We start from the raw sequence: 18,085 nt of genomic DNA, 5'->3' as shown, positions 1-18,085 counted from the left end.
TCGCAACGAGAATGGCTCAGTATCAGTCCTTTCCCGACGCCACCGGCGACTCCCGTACGCTCGAGAAGCTGAAAGCGCTACGGCTGCCTTCGCTCGCGGGTAAGCGGTTCCTGGACGTGGGATGTAATGAAGGTTTTTTTTGTGGTTACGCGCTGTTCGATGGCGCGCTTCGTGCAGTCGGCATCGACAGTTCTGCACTATTCATATCGCGAGCGCGCCGCCGGTTTCCTGCCGGTGAGTTCCTGCACCAGGGATGGGAAGAGCTCCCGGACGGGCCATTTGACGTCATCCTCCTCGCCTCGGCATTGCATTATGCAGAGGATCAACCCGGGCTCATCAGGTCGCTTGTTGCTCGGTTGGCGCACGATGGTGTGCTGGTGCTTGAACTCGGCATCGCGTCGTCGCCGAAGGAGGAATGGGTCAACGTCGAGCGCGGAATCGACGAGCGTCTGTTCCCAACCATGCCGTTGCTGCGTAGATTGCTGAACGACTACGCCTGGAAGTGGATGGGACCGAGCGTCGCCCAGGCCGGCGATCCCGTTGCAAGACATGTAATCCACGTGTACCGGCGTCGTCCAATTGCGTACCTGCTGATGGAGCCGCCGGCGTACGGGAAGACGAGCATTGCAACGGGCTTGTTCGCCGAAGCCCGGATTCCCGTGGTTTCCGGGGATTCCGTGATCGCAGATCTGGCCGCAGGCAAGCGCTCGGCAAGCGATGCGCTACGGAACCTGCTCGCTGACCGGTACTCCCCATTCCGGATCGACGAACTAGTGCGGGAAGCTTTCGACCATGGCGGGGGTGGCGAGCTTGTGGACGCATGGGTTTCCGCTGCTGAAGGGGAAACCTTCGCTCTCGACGGGTACGTTCCTGCGGAATGGCAGGATTATGTGAAGCGCGCCTTGATAGAGGCGGGATATATGCCCGTAGCAATGCACTGGGAGCGGGTTGGCGCTGCTCTGCCAGCGGCCGCCGACCGGGACGCGAGTGCCGAAAACTATTTCCTCCACCTGAGCGAGGAACTGACCGAGGCGCCCTCAAGCGAGGGGCCTGATTCCCGGCTGCCTATGCAAGGCTTCATCGACGAAGTAAGCGTCGAGGAAGGCTTCCTCGTGATACGGGGTTGGGTAGTAGGGCAGGATGGCAAAATGCCCCGATGCCTCCAGATCCGGTCGGTGGCGGGCAGCCATCTGCTGGAAGAGTTTGAGCGTCAGCTTCGACCGGATGTGCAGAAGTATCTGGGCTTGCCGCATGCAGTCTGCGGTTACCGCGTCCGGGTGCCGTTGGCGGGCAAGGCGGTCAACCTCGCCAAGCTTGTTCGGACACTGGAAGTGCGCGCAGGCAACGGCGCGAACAGCCTGGGGCCAGCGCTGACGCTGGCCGGTCACCTCGCACTCCGCTCTCGAGGATAGGCAGGGCTTGGCTGATGGCTTCATGGAACCCTCGGGCACAATGGCACTCGGCGGCGGGCTTCGGTTCGGCGCGCGGATACGCGGGGAAATGACGACATGCAAATGATCGTGCTTGGCATGCATCGATCGGGCACGTCCGTGCTCGCACGGGTACTGAACCTGATGGGTGGATATTTTGGCCCGGAAGGGGTCAGCACGGGCTCGAACCAGGAAAATCCAAAGGGCTTCTGGGAGCGACGCGATGTGCGCGCCCTGAACGACTGGGTCCTGCATTCCGTTGGCGCAGACTGGAATCGGCTGGCCCGATTCGACGTGGATAACCTGCCGGAATCCATCGTCAGCGAGTTCTCCCAGCGGGCGGCGCGATTGGTGCTGGAGCTCGATGCCCATCGTCCTTGGTTCCTCAAGGAGCCGCGCTTGTGCATCCTGCTTCCGCTGTGGCTGCGCGTGCTTGAAGTGCCCATAGCCATCCACATCATCCGACACCCGGTGGAGGTCGCTGCTAGCCTGCGTACGCGCAACGGTATTCCAATTGCCGCGGGACTGGCGTTGTGGGAGAAACACGTCAGATCCGCAGTTGCGATGTCAAGGCATTTGCCGGGCGTCCTTGTCACGCACAGACAGCTGGTACTGGAGCCTGCACAGGAAATTGCACGCCTTCACAAGGAGCTTGCTGACCTCGGCGTTGCCGGTTTGAGGTTGCCAGGCAAGCAAGAAATAGATGCGTTCGTAAGCACGGATCTCTATCGGGAACGCGAATCGAGCATCGACGTGAACGAAAACGACGGCGCGGAACAGGTCCGGCTCTTCGGGCGATTTAAGGACGGCCTCCCGCATTTGGAGCTCAAGCTTCCGGCGGGTAGCGTCAAGCAACTGGTGCACTACGAGTCGACATTGCCGCCTATGGACCCCACTCCGAAGAGCCAAGCCATGCCGCAATCGGTCGACGTCGCCCTGCGAGAAAAAGTAGCGGCACGCGAACAGGAGGCGAAATCGCTGCGCGAGTCCGTTGCGAAGCTCGAGGCGAGCCTGCTACGTAAGGAGGAGCGACTCACTGCAGAGCTGATGAGCATCGGCCAGTTGCAAGCCCAGGCAATGTTCGTCGAGCAGCAGTCCGCCGCTGCCAGAATGGAGATCGGCAAGCTCCAGGCAGAGCTAGAGCGCAGCCTCGTTAAAGCAGCCGGGCAAGAGCGGGAACTCCAGTCCCTGCAGTCCAGAGTCGCGACGCTATCGGCAGCCAACGCGTCCGCGGAGTCGCGTTTAGAGCAAGCCATTGCCAAAGCAAAAGCAGAACAAGCCGATCACTCGCGCCTGTTGGAGAAAAGCGAGGCCGCCCGCTCAGAGGCGGAGCAGAACTCCGAGACGAGATTCCAAGAATTGGCCATGCTCACACAAGTGCTGCTCGAGCGTGAAACGGCACTTGAATCTGCACGGAAGGATCTAGAGGCAGCGAACGCTGATTTGTCCGAATGCAGGACGGAGCGCGATACAGCGCACGAGTCACTGGCGCGCATGCGAAACAGTCGGTCCTGGCGGATCACGGCGCCCATTCGCGCCCTTTTTGGCGGACGACCAAATCGTCCGCATGGTGCACCGGCTAAAGAAATCGACATCGTCTCCCGTTCCGGATTGTTTGACCGCCAGTGGTACCTGGAGACCTATCCCGATGTCGCAGCCAGCGGGATGGACCCCATCGAGCACTTTCTGCGGTTCGGTGCCGTTGAGCGCCGCAATCCCGCGCCGGGCTTCGATGTGGAAAGCTATCTGGCAAAGAATCCCCATGTCGCACAGTCGGGCATGAATCCATTGGTCCATTTCATCGTCAACAGGTCGTCGGAGGGGCAGAGTCGCACATGACCGTGCTTTCGGTTCCATGTACAGCGCTGCTTCGTAAGCAGATCGTCGCCTCCGGTTTTGTGGACGACAGCTGGTATAGGGCACGTTACCGCGACGTAGCGATGGTGGGAATGGATCCGGTTGAGCACTATCTGCGAATTGGAGCTCTTATCGGCCGTTCTCCAGGCCCCTTGTTTGATGGCCCCCGGTACCTTCGCGAGTATCCGGACATTGCGGCCTCAGGAAAGAATCCGCTCCTCCACTACCTCCAACATGGGATCCGCGAGGGACGGATTCGCCATCCCCTGGAGCGAGTACCGGTCGGGGATCCCGCCGAGCACCTGGAATCGCTAGCCAATGCCACGCTCGACGGCGCGCCAAAACGGATGTTCGCAGGCTTCGACTTCGATGCTCAGGAGGAATTCCTCGGATGCATCGCCAAGCTTGTCGGAGACTCCGAGGCATGTAAGGTCAGCGTGATCATGCCAACCTATAACCGGGGTGGCATGATCGGAACGGCAATCGAGTCGGTACTGGCGCAGACGCATCCGTCCTGGGAGCTGTTGATCGTCGACGACGGCAGTAGCGACAACACTTTCGATGTGGTCGGCTCATTTGCCGCAGACTCACGGATTCGTATTTTCCGCCAGCATCACAGAGGTGTCAGCGCGGCGCGCAACACTGGGCTGGCGAATGCAGAGGGTGATTGGATTTTCTATCTGGATTCCGACAATCGTTGGGCACCAGATTTCTTGCGTTCGATGGTGGTCTACCTCAAGCATGTCGGGCGCCGGTGCGGGTACAGCGCCATCGCCGTTCAAGACGACGACGGTGCCGTCGCAGGCTACCGGGGCGAGCCGTTCGACTGGAACGAATGCATCAAGGGGAACTACGTCGACCTGAATGCGTTCTGCCACGACCGGACCCTGTACCAGCTCAATGGCCCATTCGACGAAAGCCTTCGGAGGATGGTGGACTGGGACCTCATCCTTCGTTACACCAAGGCCGAATCGCCTGCTTACGCGCCCTTCGTTGGATGCTATTACCGCAACAGCAACGCCGACACCTCGCGCATCTCGGTATCGCAGCCGCTGGCATACCGCAGCGTTGTCCAAGCCAAGAACAGGCTCGAAGACCCAACGCCGGAGGCGATCGCGACCGACTTGAGGCTGCGCTTTGCCATTAAGATCCCCGCCCCGTTCGAGAAGCGCCAGGAGTGGGGCGACTTTCATTTTGCGGAGTCGCTCAAAACCAGCCTTGAACGTCTGGGCCATACGGTAGTCATCGACTTCCTCGGGAACTGGTACGACCGACCGGTTAGCCACGACCAGGTGGTACTCGTACTTCGTGGCCTCACCGCCTACGAACCCAGGCCGGGGCAAATCAACATCCTGTGGAACATCAGCCACCCCGACCAGGTTGCCTATGACGAATACGATGCGTACGACATCGCGTACGTTGCTTCCTTGTCGTACCCGAGGCTTCTCAACCAGATAGTGTCAAGTCCAGTGCGGCCGCTCCTGCAATGCACCGACACTGATCGCTTCTGTCTTACTAGCGTCGCTGCCGCGAATGAAGACGCTATATTCGTGGGAAACTCACGCAACGAATATCGGCGCATCGTTCGTTGGGCGGTAGAATCTGGTGCCAGAGTCAAGGTCTACGGCAGTCGCTGGCAGCAGTTCATCGACGAGGACCGCATTGCCGGCGAGAACATCGATAACCGTCTGCTCGGCGAGCATTATGCTTCCGCCAAGGCTGTACTCAACGACCATTGGGACTCGATGCGCGATTTCGGGTTCGTGTCCAACCGCGTGTTCGATGTTCTGGCCGCGGGCGGACGCTTGATCTCGGATCCGGTGCCTGCAATCTCGAAAATATTCACCAATGGCGTGTACGAGGTGGATTCGGCGGAGTCGCTTTCTCGCGCGCTCTTGGAAATGGACGGTACGGAAGGTCGGCCCGATCGCGGGCTTGCGGCCGATGTAGCCCGGCAGCATTCGTTCGATTCGCGGGTCATGCAGATCTGCAACGATATTCTTGTCTTTCTTGGTCTGCCAAAAGTGCATGCCGGCAACGACGGTACCGCCGAGCTCAGGTTTTCGCCCGAGCCCACTCGCGTAGGCGTACTCATGCAGAAAGGCAGGTATGGACCCACCAGTTCGGGCTACATTCGGCTGCTCGCTCCGCTGACCACGGATGAGGCGTTGGGGAAAGTCGAAATCGTGGTGCTCGACGGGGTGGACGACCCCGCCGGGGAGGAGTGCGAAGCTTGGGTCGTCCAGCGCACCGCCATCGGTGATCCGCATGCGGCCGAAGCACTCGTGGACCGACTACAGCAGCGGGGTGCGGCCCTCTTCGTTGACATTGACGATGCGCTTGCATTGCTCGATCCGTCGCACCCAGAAGCCGACGATTATCGGGTCAAGGATACGTCGCTGCGTTATCTCATGGGCGAGGCAAGGCAGGTTTGGTTTTCGACCGAGCATCTGCAAAGCGTCTACCCTGAGGTGGGCGCGCGCGGACGAGTATTCCGCAACAATCTGGACCCGCGTCTCTGGCGAAACTACCGCAAGCGGCGGCGATCCGTGGGAAGCAGCGACATGATGGAGCTGCTGTACATGGGAACGGCGACCCATGATGCCGATTTTGCGCTACTCCTTCCGGCACTCGATCGCTTGCACGAAGCGCATCCCGGCCGGTTCCGCCTGACTGTCATCGGTGCGTTGCGTCGGCCGCCGGATCGGGAATGGTTGCAGGTTACGACACCGCGCGGAAACCAGGGCAACTATGCAAGGTTTGTGCGTTGGCTGGCGCTCCAAGGTCCTTTCGATGTCGGATTGGCTCCACTGGCCGACACTCCATTCAACACTTGCAAGTCGGACATCAAGTTCCTTGACTACAGCGCGCTGGGGATAGCTACAGTACTCTCGGACAGCCCAGCTTACGGTGGCCTAGCAGGACGGGGTCTGGCGTTTGCATGCGGGAACACTGCGGACGCCTGGTTCGAGGTGCTGCAGGGGATCTTGGTTGGCGAACTGGATGTGGACGCAATTGCGAGTCATGCGTGGGACTATCTGTGGAACGAACGCACGGTTCAGGCCGAGCCCCTGATGCAGGCGATCGCGTCCGCTACATCGTGCGAGACCCGATGAAGCGAATTGCCATCCTTCAGTCCAACTACATACCTTGGAAAGGGTATTTCGACATCATCGCGGCGGTCGATGAATTCGTCGTCTATGATTGCGTTCAATACACCAAGAACGACTGGCGAAACCGCAATCAGATCAAGACGCCACGGGGCAAGGCGTGGCTCACCATCCCGGTTCGCCAGCGGAGCTTGGAACAGACCATCGAGCGGACCGAGATCGCTGACTCAGCCTGCTTCTCAAAGCATTGGTCGACGTTTCGGCAGAACTATGCGAAAGCCCCTCACATTGGCTTTTGCGCAGAGGCCCTGCAACCATTGTTTCAGGAACTCGGCGCATATCGCCTTCTATCACAAGCTAATGTCCGCATGATCAGGGCAATCTGCGAGCTGATCGGAATCAGCACCCGCATCCGGCATTCCGGTGAATTCGAGCTGTTCGGCGACCGCAACGAACGGTTGGTGAACATATGCCGCCAAGCCGGAGCTTCGTATTATCTCTCGGGTACGGCGGCGAAGACTTACTTGGACGAGAGTCGGTTCGCGGAGGCGGGCGTGGTGGTCGAATGGATGAGTTACGACGGCTATGCGGAGTACCCGCAGCTTCATCCGCCGTTCGACCATTACGTCAGTGTGCTCGACCTCATTGCTTCCGTCGGCTCGAAGGCGTCCGAGTACATGCTGCATGCCCGAAGGAAGGCGACATGAACCGTTCGATCAGCGTCGTCGTGCCGGTATTTCGCAGCGGGCCCATGTTGTCAGTTCTATATCAGCGCCTGAGCGCCGTTCTGTCTGCGTTGACCGAGCGCTGGGAGATCGTGCTTGTGGACGACGCGAGTAACGACGGTACGTTTGACCATATGCTTGAGATAAGGCGCATCGACCAACGAGTCAAGCTCATCCGTTTCGCGCGCAATATGGGCCAGCATTACGCGACCCTGCATGGATTGCGTCGCTGTTGCGGAGACTATGTCCTGACACTGGATGACGACCTGCAGAATCCGCCCGAGGAGATCCCGCGGTTCATCGCCAAATTGGACGATGGTTACGACCTGGTAATCGGCCGGATCGAAGGCGCAAAGCGGCATTCTTTTCTTCGCAACCTCGCCAGTGGCGCCGTGCAGAAGCTGATCGGCCGGATTCTCGGCAAGCCCCCTTCGTTGTCGCTGTCGAGCTACAGATGCATGAGTGCGCGCGCGGCGAGGGGGATTTCGTCCTATTCAGGAGCGCAAGCATATCTGCCAGCACTGATATTCGGCGCGGTGCCGCTGGACCGGATATGCAATCTCGATGTCGCCCACCATTCGCGCCTCGACGGACGCAGCCAGTACACCTTGCGCAAGCTGTTGAAGCTGTCCTCGTATCTGGTCGTCAACCATTCCTCCATTCCCCTGCGCTTCGTGACTGCCTGGGGTACTTTCTTGAGCATCGCCAGCCTGATCTATGCGAGCTACGTGGTGCTGGACGTACTGTTGACAGGTTCGAAAGTTACCGGTTGGCCGACGCTGGCGGTACTCGTCTCGTTCATGTCGGGCAACATCCTGATGTGTATGGGTATCCTCGGCGAGTACATCGGCCGGATCGTCAGCGAAAGAGCACGTATGGGGCAATCTCCCGTGTTCGAGGAATTCCTGTGACCGGCCAGTTGTTCGTCACGGGCATGTTGCGGTCTGGCACCACGCTACTGCAGACCTTGCTGACAAACCATCCGCAGTTGTTCGTCGCATATCAACCGTTCCATCAACTCTATGTGGACGTGAAAAGGATGTTTCTCGAGGAGCAGGGCTGGAATCGCCTGCTGCCGCTCGGCGACGGCATGGATTCGTCCAGCGACGAGCCAGACCGATTCGCGGCCTGGCTGAGGTCACGCACCTTCGATGCCGACGAACTCAGGTTGCTTATCAGCCGAGCAGCTACCGGCAAAGGTGGCGGCGCGGCCGATTTCTCGGCACCGCCTTTGCCCGCGCCTCTCGGGTTCTTCGGGCTCAGTACCCACCTGCATGCCAGCCTGGCTACCCGGTTTTCCAGGGACGACGCGGGCCAGGTTGGTTCCAAGGAGGTGCTATGCGAAGAGTACCTGCCGGCCATGACCAGTGAGGGCATCCACTGTCTGCTGATCGTTCGCGACCCGCGTGCCGTTATTGCGTCCGCCAACCACGGCCGCTATCGGGCTCAGGTTGGAGACCGTTATCCGTTGCTGATGCTGGTCCGCCTGTGGCGGAAGAGCGCACGGGCCTGGTTGGCCATGGCGGGCACTGACAACGCGACCGTGGTTCGTTATGAAGATCTGGTTGCGAGACCGGACGCCGAACTCGAAGCGGTCGCCTCTGCCTTGTCGATAGCTTCGTTCCCCGATCAGCTCCTGCATTCGCCGTTGCGGGACCATCGAGGTGCGCCGTGGAAGGGGAATTCCTCGTTCGGCGACAAGATCAACGTCGACGCCGCCAGCGACGGCGCGTGGATGACCAAGCTTTCCACTGCCGAGGCGCGCTTCATCGAGGCATGCGCGAAGACGGAAATGGAGGCGCTTGGTTACGCGCCTGAGGTGCCGCCGCGTCGCATCGCGATTTCGGAATTCACCGAAAACGTCGTTGGGGTGCGCCCCGGGTATCTTGAACACTATGCACTTGGCCCAGCGAACCGCGAGATCGAGTTGGCGCGATGGGACGCGGGAGCCGGTGATGGACCGGCGTCGCCATGACCGATGACGTGATTGGTAGCGGGAGACCGGAGCCTGGATCAGTGGCGCTACTGGTGATGCTCACGCTATTCAACGTCGGCTTGCAACTGGGAAGCGCGTTGATGCTTAAGTTGGCTCCCGACCTGGGCTCAGGCAGGTATGCTTGGATCGGCATTCTGCTGGGCGGAGTCCTTGTGCTCAATGTCGTGCGGTTCGTGATTTGGGGTGCGGTGCACCGGCGCTACCCCCTGAGTGTCGCCTATCCGGCGTCGGCCGTGTTTTTCCCGGGGATTCTGGCGATGGCATGGTGGTTCGGCGAGACGGTAGGGCCGTCCCAGGTTGCAGGCGCTGGTCTGGTTATGGTTGGGGTCGTAGTTCTGCTGTCGGAACGGAGCATGGCATCGTGACGAGCGACATGCGATGGCATGGCAAGCTGCTGGCGAATCATGCGTACCTTTATGCGCTTAACGCCTATTATCTTTTGCTTGGCTGCCTTCCCGAGCCTCTGCGGGGGCTAGGGTACCGGTTTGTGCTTGGTCGCTTGGGAAGCGGCGTATATTTCGACGCGCGGGTTTATATCAAATTTCCATGGCTGGTCGAGATCGGCAGCAAGGTGAGTATCAACCGGGGAGTGGAGATTTACCCGAGCTATAGAACTGGTAACAAGGTCGTAATCCACGACGACGTGCGAATTGGACCTCATGCAAGGTTTCATGCCGCCGGCCACGACATCGAATCGCCTGATTTCACGGAAACCGGTGCCGACATCGTCATCGGTCCACGCAGCTGGATCGGGGCGGGCGCAGTGATCCTGCCTGGTGTCCATGTGGGAGAAGGGGCGGTCGTCGCGGCCGGAAGCATCGTCACCCGCAGCGTTCCCGACTACGCCGTCGTCGCCGGCGCACCGGCGCGCGTCATCCGCGACCGTGGCGAGTCGGCGAGGCAAGTACGATGATGCTGTCGTTGTTCTCGCTGCTCGGCGCCTTGGGCGCTACCGCGGCAGCCCAGATCTCCTACAAGAAATACAGCATGGAGCATGGCCGTCGTACCCTATGCCTCACGATCGTGTTGTTCGGCATCGCGCCTCCATTGACCTATCTTGCTGTCAAGGGGTTCGGTGTCGGTACGGTCTACATGAGTACTGCCATTACCTACGTCCTAGTCGCACTCGCAGGCTGGCGCATGTTTGGCGAAAAGCCAACCCATCGCAGGATCGTCGGGATGGGGTTCGTCCTTGTCGGAATATTGGTCTACGGGATCGGTCTCTGATGTCTATTCCATTCAACAAACCCTATATGACCGGGCGCGAGCTATGGCTTATCAGTCAGGCGCACGCCAACGGTCATCTCTCCGGAGACGGCCGATTCACAAGACAATGCCATACGTGGCTTGAGCGTGCGATCGGTTGCCGCAAGGCATTGCTCACCCACTCATGCACTGCAGCTCTGGAAATGTCGGCTCTGCTGCTCGATCTCCAGCCGGGCGACGAAGTCATCATGCCTTCATTCACGTTCGTGTCCACGGCGAACGCTTTTGTTCTAAGGGGCGCGATTCCGGTGTTTGTCGATGTTCGACCGGATACGTTGAATCTCGATGAATCGCTGGTCGAGGCGGCGATCACGTCCCGGACCAAGGCGATCTGCGTCGTGCACTACGCCGGAGTCGCTTGTGAAATGGACGCGATCACCGCCGTTGCCGAACGGCATGGGCTGAAGGTAGTGGAGGATGCCGCTCAGGGCATATTCTCTACGTACAAGGGGCGCCCGCTAGGCAGCCTGGGCGCATTCGGGGCGCTCAGCTTCCACGAGACCAAGAACGTGATCTCGGGGGAGGGCGGGGCGCTTCTGATCAACGATCAGGCATACGTTGAACGTGCGGAGATCATCCGCGAGAAGGGCACGAACCGTAGCAAGTTCTTCCGTGGTCAGGTCGATAAGTACACGTGGGTGGATGTCGGATCTTCGTATCTGCCGGGCGAGATCATTGCGGCATTCCTCGCTGCGCAGCTGGAGCAAGGTGAAGAGATCACCCGTATGCGCCTGTCGGTGTGGGATCGCTACCACGCATGGGCGCAGGCCTTCGAAGACCAAGAATTAGTGCGCCGGCCAGTGGTTCCTGAGCACTGTGGACACAATGCCCACATGTATTACCTGCTGTTGCGTGGCCTGGAGCAGCGCACAGCGTTCATCGAGGCGATGAAGGCGAAGGGAGTAGGCGCGGTATTTCACTACATTCCGCTACATTCGTCGCCGGCGGGCCAGCGATTCGGTCGTGCCGCCGGGCAGCTGCCTGTGACCGACGACGCGGCCGACCGTCTGGTGCGCTTGCCTCTGTGGACGGGGCTCGCCGAATCCCTCGACGAAGTGTTGGATGCGGCCGGCGATGTGCTCGCGACGCTGCGCTAGCCGCAAACCCTGTGCCCCCGCATTCGTGCACCAACGCCCCTGACGAGCCATGGCCTTGATCAGTACCGCGAAAATTCCCCCAGCCAGGTTTTCCGCCGCCGCGTGGGTGTTCGGCCTGCTCGCGTCCACGATCTTTGTCTGCAGCAGTGTGTTCTTTTTCAATGGAAGTAAGGTCGATGAGTCCGAGGTCGTCCTGAATGCCCTTGCGATCGCGGCTGGCGGCTGGGCCCCTGAGTGGTCGCCTGGCTACGGACACCTGGCGATGTACATACCAGGCATTGCGCTGGCTCTATCCTCCATTTTTCTGCAAGCGATGGGGGCGGCCGCGAGCCACGCGGACGCGGTGTACCTCCTCTTCGAGAGTGGGGGAGCGTACCGGATCACACGGTTCGTCTATGCGTTAGCCGACGTGGCGACTGCGTTGGTGTTCGCCCGGATCATAACGAGAGTTACCGGGATGCGGCTGGTCGCAGCGATGTCGGTCCTGTACTACCTGTTGGCGCCAGACACATGGCAATACGCCAACTATGTGCGTACCGACACATTGGTCTCTCTGTTCACGGCAATCGCCTTTTACCTGCTGGTCGCGCCGCGCACGAAGTACACTCCTTATCTGCTTGGCATTGCATTGGGCGCCGCCATCGCGTGCAAGTATTCGGCGGCGGCCTACCTCGGGCTGGTCGCACTGTTGCTGTTGCCGGAAGGAGATGGGGCGGCTAATTTTCGTCAGCGAATGGGCGCCGCGCTTGTCGCTGGCGTCACGTCGATCGTGGCGATGATTGTATTCCAGCCACATTACGACTATTCCAGCATTTTTTCGGCTGTCAACGTCCACCTTTCCGGGTCCAAGTTCACGCAAGAAGCGGTTGGGCCGGCCGAACGCCTATCTCGACTTTGGGCTATCGCCAAAACCCTTGAGCCGCTAGCGCTGGTCTTTGCGGCGACGATGTGGCTGGGCTTGTTGCGGCCGCGGCGTTTCGCGCCCCTGCTTATGGGCGTTGCGATTGGCGTCGCGCCGTTCTTTTTCTCCAACTTTCCGCGCGACTACTGGCTCATTCCGTTCGCAGACGTCCTTCGTGGCGCGGGTTGGTTTGGCCTGGCTTGCGCAATCGCGGCGCTGGGGTCCCGATCTGCAGTGGCCTCGTCCGTCCTGAAGGCGCTGGTTGCCGTGGGGCTGCTCTCAGTGGTCGTGACCCGGCTGCCGGATTTGCAAAAGAATCGGATGGCCCCCACTAGAGCGACCAATGCCGAAGATGCCAGGCGTTGGCTCTACGTAAACGTTGCGAACCGGGAACGCTTGGTCTACGCCTACGAGAAGAACTTTCTATTGCCGCGGGCGTATTCCTTTCACGACTACAAGGCCGCCGCCGATTTCTCACGGGTATTCATCTTCTATCGCGAGGGCTTCGAATCGCTTCACAAAGCATTCCGCAGGCAGTTGTACACGGTCGAGTATGCCGATTTCGCCGGCATGGGGCAGGTGCCCCCTATGTGGCTGCGGGTCGATTCCGATGGCAGCGGACCCGCCCCACGCCTGTGTGCGGGTGAACGCTGCTATCCGGCCAAGGTTGTCGCCTGCGAAGCGCTTCCCAACGACGCTCGGCCTTGCCGCAAGTACATGTGGAACATGGGCCGCCCGGAATTTCGGATTGATCTGTCACGCATGTCGCTTGAATTGCCTTCATCAGTCAAGGCTTTTGGGGTGTGTTGGTACAACTGCAGGCCAGGATCACTATCCGTGTCCGTACCCACCCGACAGAGGGGACAGGTGCCGTTCTTGGACCTGGCGGCAAGTCTTTTCGCCCCCGCGGAGGTCAAATCCCTGACCGCTATACGCGCGATGCCGGCTGACAACAGGCGTCTGTTCATCGTTACAACGCCGCAGGCCTACCAGCCCTGGTTGGGCGGCGCAGGCTTGTCACCCGCCGAGACACGCAAGCCTGGCGCATTCGAGCGCATGTTCAAGGCCAGGTTGGTACAGCGTTTCCATGAAGGCCATGGCCCTGTGATCGAGATATACGAGAAGATGCCAGAATCCTCCAAAGCTTCTAGGACTCCGTCGCACGCCCATGCAGCGAAGTGAGCCAGGATTGAAACGCGTCGCCGCGGAGTGTTGGCTGTAGAGTCAAGAGGAGGCCGTTGTGCGCACACAAGCTCAGGATGCCCACGTATGAGTGCAGCAATGGAAGTCGACAGACTCGCCTTGGTTAGGGACCAAGGTGATTCCCGCTTGTCTTGGCGCCGTCGCCAAGTGCTCACCGGCGCAAGCATCGTCAAACCCGATATCGCGCTGGAAATCGGCGCCTTTGACAATCCAACTTTGCGCGTCACCGACGGTTTTCAGGTGCGTTACGCTGATTACTTCTCTTCCGACGAACTTCGCCAAAAGTACGCCGACAATCCACGGCGCGATCTCTCCCGCATTGTAGAGGTGGATTACGTCGTCAACGGCCCGCGCTTGTCACGTTTCATTCTGGAACGCATCGGTTTGGTGGTCGCAAACCACGTAATCGAGCATGTAGGCGACCCTATCGGCTGGCTCGTCGACATGGCATCGTTCTGTTCTGACGACGCTTCGATCTTTATGGCAGTTCCAGACCAGCGCTTTACGTTTGATTACTTCAAGCAGCCTACCGATGTCGGGTGCCTCGTCAGGGCGCACGAAGAAGGTAAGGTTCAACCAGATTCTTATGACGTTGCGCGTATGCGTTATCTGCATACACGAGTTGATCCTCTAGCGCTTTGGGACGGAGCCGTCCCGGCGCGGCCAGGCGATGAGCGGCCCACTTACCGGCAAATTCTGGAAAACGCGCGTGCAGAAGTTGAATCGGGTTACACCGATGTGCACTGCACCTACTACACAGCCGACTCGTTCATGCAAATATTCGGTGAGCTCCATCGCTCGCGATACGTTCCATGGAGGGTCGAACTCCTGCAGGGGGTAGAGCGGGGCGGCAACGAGTTCTACGTATTGATGGAGCGCGATTGAAAGAGCGCCCCAAGGGAGGATGCTCAAGGTCACTGACCCGGAGTGGTGGGTACAGTTCGAGCGCCCGAAGTCGGAAGAGCGCGCAGCGGCCATCCCATCGTTACGGATCCCTTTGCAGAGGGGTTCTGCATTTTCTCGTCACCGCCAGATCGGATTTGCGCGCGTAGCTGTCCGAACCCTGGCTTGTCCGCAACGAAATGGATGCTCCCGTCCTTCTGCACGCCCCACAGGCCTTTGGAGAAGCCCACGGCGATGGCGCTTTGCGTCAAGCTGCCCGCGATCGACGCGGCGTCGCCTTCCAGAAATTCGACCGTGATCCTCTGTCGCTGCTTGCGCCCACGCACCACCTCCTTCTTGGTGTAGTGGTAGGGAAAGGCGAGCTGGAACCCCTGAGGCAACGCTTCAGGTAAAGCAGTTCCGGAAGCGGTTGCGGGGGAAGACGGAGATGCGTCGGGCGCACTCGGGTTACTCGCAGGCTGACATGCAGCCAGTGCGAGCAAAGACGACAGTGCAACGGTGGCGTATTTCTTCATGGGTCCCTTCGAGGTGAGGTTGGATCTTCTGCGGACTGCATGGATGCGTGTCAGGTGAGACGGTCGACGATGCTCTGGGCTAATTCGTCGGGTGAGCTCGTTGTTGTCGCAAGTACGAATTCGGCATGCTCGGGACGTTCGTAAGGGGAGTCGATCCCGGTGAAGTTCTTGATGTGGCCAGCGCGGGCTTTCGCATACAGGCCCTTGATGTCGCGCTGCTCGGCCACTTCCAGGGGGGTATCGACGAACACCTCGAGAAACTCACCCTCTTCGAACATTTCCCGCGCCATCCTTCGTTCTGCCCGGAATGGCGAAATGAAGCTGACCAACACAATGAGGCCGGCGTCGACCATCAGTTTCGCGACTTCGGCGACACGACGAATATTCTCCACCCTGTCCTCATTGGTGAAGCCAAGATCCTTGTTCAGTCCGTGGCGGACGTTATCACCGTCGAGGATGTAGGTATGCTGCCCCATCGCCAGCAGTCGCTTCTCGACTAGGTTGGCTATGGTCGATTTTCCGGAACCCGAAAGCCCAGTGAACCAAAGGCAACGGGGCGTCTGGTGTTTGACCCGGGCGCGAGCTGACTTGTCGACTTCGAGATGCTGCCAGTGGATGTTGCCAGCACGACGCAGCGCAAAGTCCAGGGTGCCTGCCGCGACGGTGGCGTTAGTCTGGCGATCAATCAGGACGAACGCGCCGAGTTCGTGGTTGTCGGCATACGCTTCAAACGCAATCGGCTGGTCGAGGTAGAGGTTGCAGTACGCCACCTCGTTCAGATCCAGGTGCTTGGCAGCCAGTTGATCCTGGGTATTGACGTCGATCTTGTGCTTGATCTCCGTGACTTGGGCGCCGACGGTCCGGGCGCCAAGCTTCAGCCAGTAAGGGCGCCCTGGGAGCAGAGGCTGTTCGTCCAGCCATAGCAGATGTACCGCGAACTGATCGGCTACCTCCGGAGGGCTGGAGGCGAGTGCAATCACGTCGCCACGGCTGGCGTCGACTTCATCGGCCAAGGTGAGGGTGACCGCGTGGCCCGCGCCGGCGCGCTCGAGGTCGCCGCTTGAGGTGACGATCCGCGCCACAGTTGAACGCCGCCCGGAAGGCAGGACCATAATTTCCGTGCCCGGCGAAATTTCGCCGGAAACAACTTGGCCCGCAAAACCGCGGAAATTCTGATCGGGGCGGCAAACCCACTGTACCGGCATCCGGAAGCCCAAGTCATTGCCGGCAGGTTCCACCTGAACGGTCTCGAGGTACTCGAGCAGGGCGTCGCCTCTATACCAGGGCATGGCTGGCGAAGGGGCCAGCATGTTGTCGCCGTTGAGCGCCGATATTGGGATGCAGGCAACGTTCGGGATACCGAGCTGGTCGGCCAATCTCCCGTAGCCGGCGACAATCGCGTCGAATACGCCTTGGTCGTAGTCGACCAGATCCATTTTATTTACCGCCAGCAGTACATGGCGAATGCCGAACAGCGAGACGATGTAGCTGTGGCGGCGGGTCTGGGTGAGCAGCCCTTTGCGTGCATCGACCAGGACAATGGCGACGTCGGCAGTGGAGGCGCCGGTCGCCATGTTGCGCGTGTACTGCTCGTGGCCGGGACAATCAGCGACAATGAACTTTCGCCTGTCGGTACCGAAAAAACGGTAGGCGACGTCGATGGTAATCCCTTGCTCGCGTTCGGCGGCGAGGCCGTCCACCAGCAGCGCGAAGTCAATCTCGCCGTTCTGGGTACCGTGCCGGCGGCTATCGGACTCAAGCGCCGCAACCTGGTCGTCCAGAAGCAACTTCGTATCGTGCAGCAGACGTCCTATCAAGGTGCTCTTGCCGTCGTCGACGCTGCCGCAGGTAATGAAGCGCAGGAGGCTCTTGGTCTCGTGCTGCTGCAGGTAACCCGCGACCTGTGCCTGGGGGTTCTGCGGGACATCCATCAGAAGTACCCCTCCTGCTTTTTCTTCTCCATCGACGCGGAGGGATCGTGGTCGATTACGCGTCCCTGCCGTTCTGATGTAGTGGCTACCAGCATCTCAGCAATGATTTTTTCCAACGTATCGGCATCCGACTCGATCGCTCCCGTGAGCGGATAGCAACCCAGAGTGCGAAAGCGCACTTTCTTCACCGCCGGCGTCTCGCCCGGGCGGAGCGGCAGGCGTTCGTCATCGACCATGATCAGTGAGCCGTCGCGCTCCACCACCGGGCGCTCAGCGGCGAAGTAAAGCGACGGCACCGGAATCTTTTCACGGTAGATGTAAAGCCAGACATCCAGTTCGGTCCAGTTGGAAATCGGGAACACGCGTACTGACTCGCCCTTGTGGATGCGGGTGTTGTACAGGTTCCACAGCTCAGGGCGCTGGTTCTTTGGGTCCCAACGGTGCTGGGTGCTCCGGAACGAAAAAATGCGTTCCTTGGCGCGCGATTTTTCCTCGTCGCGGCGTGCACCGCCGATCGCTGCGTCGTAGGCCTGCAGTTCGAGAGCCTGCTTGAGCGCCTGGGTCTTCATGACGTCGGTGTGCACCGTTGCGCCGTGACTGATCGGGCCAATCCCCTGCGCCACACCTTCCGGATTGGTGTGGGTGCGCAGTTCGATCCCCGTTTCCACGGCGCGACGGTCGCGGAAGCTGATCATTTCCCGGAATTTCCACCCGGTGTCCACGTGCAGGAGGGGGATCGGCGGGCGGGCTGGGAAAAAGGCCTTGACCAGCAGATGCAGCAGAACCGAGCTGTCCTTGCCGATCGAATACAGCATGACCGGGTTGCGGAACTCGGCTGCGACTTCTCGCAGGATATGGATGCTTTCGGCTTCGAGGCGGTCCAGGTGGGAGAGCGGTAGCGAACCGGACATTCAGGATAGCGATCAGGTCGGGACCGCTGATTCTAGCCGGAAGTGCCGCCCAATTTGGCTTTTCCTACGAGCGCCGCCGCCGCTTCGTTCAGTGCCATCCGGTATTCTTTGCATGGCTCGGCGGCTTCATCTTTGTGCCCCCGGATCCGCATGGCGGGGCCGCGGTTCGTACCCGGTTCGTCCCGGTCCTGGTTGCCTGCCATGCCGCTGGGTTTCCATTCCCCGCGCCCCGACATTTTC

16 protein-coding genes are annotated in these 18,085 nt (G+C 60.0%); 12 read left to right on the top strand and 4 right to left on the bottom strand.

Features of this window, described 5'->3' with window-relative positions; all coding sequences use genetic code 11:
• The first annotated feature begins 11 nt into the window (after window positions 1–11).
• The 12 genes from MC380_RS15860 (at window position 12) to MC380_RS15805 (ending at window position 14,470) form a co-directional block, all read left to right on the top strand.
• On the top strand, window positions 12–1,412 hold the full coding sequence (locus MC380_RS15860; RefSeq protein WP_242165853.1) for a class I SAM-dependent methyltransferase: 1,401 nt from the start codon (window positions 12–14) through the stop codon (window positions 1,410–1,412).
• A 96-nt stretch (window positions 1,413–1,508) separates the two neighbouring features.
• Window positions 1,509–3,269, top strand: a complete 1,761-nt coding sequence (locus MC380_RS15855; RefSeq protein ID WP_242102689.1) for a sulfotransferase — start codon at window positions 1,509–1,511, stop codon at window positions 3,267–3,269.
• Window positions 3,266–6,403 carry a glycosyltransferase gene (locus tag MC380_RS15850; protein ID WP_242102690.1) on the top strand — a complete coding sequence of 1,046 codons (3,138 nt, stop codon included), beginning with the start codon at window positions 3,266–3,268 and terminating at the stop codon, window positions 6,401–6,403. The genes MC380_RS15855 and MC380_RS15850 overlap by 4 nt, the downstream gene beginning before the upstream one ends.
• Window positions 6,400–7,104, top strand: coding sequence for a WbqC family protein (locus MC380_RS15845; protein ID WP_242102691.1), 705 nt, complete (start codon window positions 6,400–6,402; stop codon window positions 7,102–7,104). The genes MC380_RS15850 and MC380_RS15845 overlap by 4 nt, the downstream gene beginning before the upstream one ends.
• Window positions 7,101–8,033 carry a glycosyltransferase family 2 protein gene (locus tag MC380_RS15840; protein ID WP_242102692.1) on the top strand — a complete coding sequence of 311 codons (933 nt, stop codon included), beginning with the start codon at window positions 7,101–7,103 and terminating at the stop codon, window positions 8,031–8,033. Before MC380_RS15845 ends, MC380_RS15840 begins: the two co-directional genes overlap by 4 nt.
• On the top strand, window positions 8,030–9,097 hold the full coding sequence (locus MC380_RS15835; RefSeq protein WP_242165850.1) for a sulfotransferase: 1,068 nt from the start codon (window positions 8,030–8,032) through the stop codon (window positions 9,095–9,097). The genes MC380_RS15840 and MC380_RS15835 overlap by 4 nt, the downstream gene beginning before the upstream one ends.
• A complete protein-coding gene (locus MC380_RS15830; protein WP_242102694.1) occupies window positions 9,094–9,483 on the top strand; it encodes a hypothetical protein in 390 nt (129 codons plus the stop codon). Before MC380_RS15835 ends, MC380_RS15830 begins: the two co-directional genes overlap by 4 nt.
• Window positions 9,480–10,031 (top strand): acyltransferase, encoded by a 552-nt coding sequence (locus MC380_RS17970; protein ID WP_343223593.1) that lies wholly within the window; start codon window positions 9,480–9,482, stop codon window positions 10,029–10,031. Before MC380_RS15830 ends, MC380_RS17970 begins: the two co-directional genes overlap by 4 nt.
• A complete protein-coding gene (locus tag MC380_RS15820; RefSeq protein WP_242165848.1) occupies window positions 10,028–10,345 on the top strand; it encodes an EamA family transporter in 318 nt (105 codons plus the stop codon). Before MC380_RS17970 ends, MC380_RS15820 begins: the two co-directional genes overlap by 4 nt.
• A complete protein-coding gene (gene rffA / locus MC380_RS15815) occupies window positions 10,345–11,481 on the top strand; it encodes a dTDP-4-amino-4,6-dideoxygalactose transaminase (protein WP_242102696.1) in 1,137 nt (378 codons plus the stop codon). Before MC380_RS15820 ends, rffA begins: the two co-directional genes overlap by 1 nt.
• Before the next feature lie 49 nt (window positions 11,482–11,530).
• Entirely contained in the window at window positions 11,531–13,564 is a 2,034-nt protein-coding gene (locus MC380_RS15810; protein WP_242165845.1) for a hypothetical protein, read from the top strand.
• An 87-nt stretch (window positions 13,565–13,651) separates the two neighbouring features.
• Complete coding sequence (locus tag MC380_RS15805; protein ID WP_242102698.1) at window positions 13,652–14,470, top strand: class I SAM-dependent methyltransferase; 819 nt, start codon at window positions 13,652–13,654, stop codon at window positions 14,468–14,470.
• Window positions 14,471–14,499: 29 nt separating this feature from the next.
• On the opposite strand, the gene MC380_RS15800 is transcribed toward MC380_RS15805, so the two are convergent.
• Genes MC380_RS15800 through MC380_RS15785 form a run of 4 tightly spaced genes read right to left on the bottom strand, consistent with a single transcriptional unit; the run spans window position 14,500 to window position 18,048 of the window.
• Complete coding sequence (locus MC380_RS15800) at window positions 14,500–15,003, bottom strand: hypothetical protein (RefSeq protein ID WP_242165844.1); 504 nt, start codon at window positions 15,001–15,003, stop codon at window positions 14,500–14,502.
• Between the two features lie 50 nt (window positions 15,004–15,053).
• Window positions 15,054–16,934: a sulfate adenylyltransferase subunit CysN gene (gene cysN / locus MC380_RS15795; protein WP_242165841.1), complete on the bottom strand. Its 1,881-nt coding sequence runs from the start codon at window positions 16,932–16,934 to the stop codon at window positions 15,054–15,056.
• On the bottom strand, window positions 16,934–17,845 hold the full coding sequence (gene cysD, locus MC380_RS15790) for a sulfate adenylyltransferase subunit CysD (protein WP_242102701.1): 912 nt from the start codon (window positions 17,843–17,845) through the stop codon (window positions 16,934–16,936). The genes cysN and cysD overlap by 1 nt, the downstream gene beginning before the upstream one ends.
• Window positions 17,846–17,877: 32 nt before the next feature.
• Entirely contained in the window at window positions 17,878–18,048 is a 171-nt protein-coding gene (locus tag MC380_RS15785; RefSeq protein ID WP_242102702.1) for a hypothetical protein, read from the bottom strand.
• Between the last annotated feature and the right edge of the window lie 37 nt (window positions 18,049–18,085).

It is taken from the genome of Lysobacter sp. M15 (assembly GCF_022662515.1).
Classification (GTDB): domain Bacteria; phylum Pseudomonadota; class Gammaproteobacteria; order Xanthomonadales; family Xanthomonadaceae; genus JAKPBU01.
The sequence above is the reverse complement of the archived record's forward strand: the minus strand, read 5'-3'. Positions and strand labels throughout refer to the sequence as shown.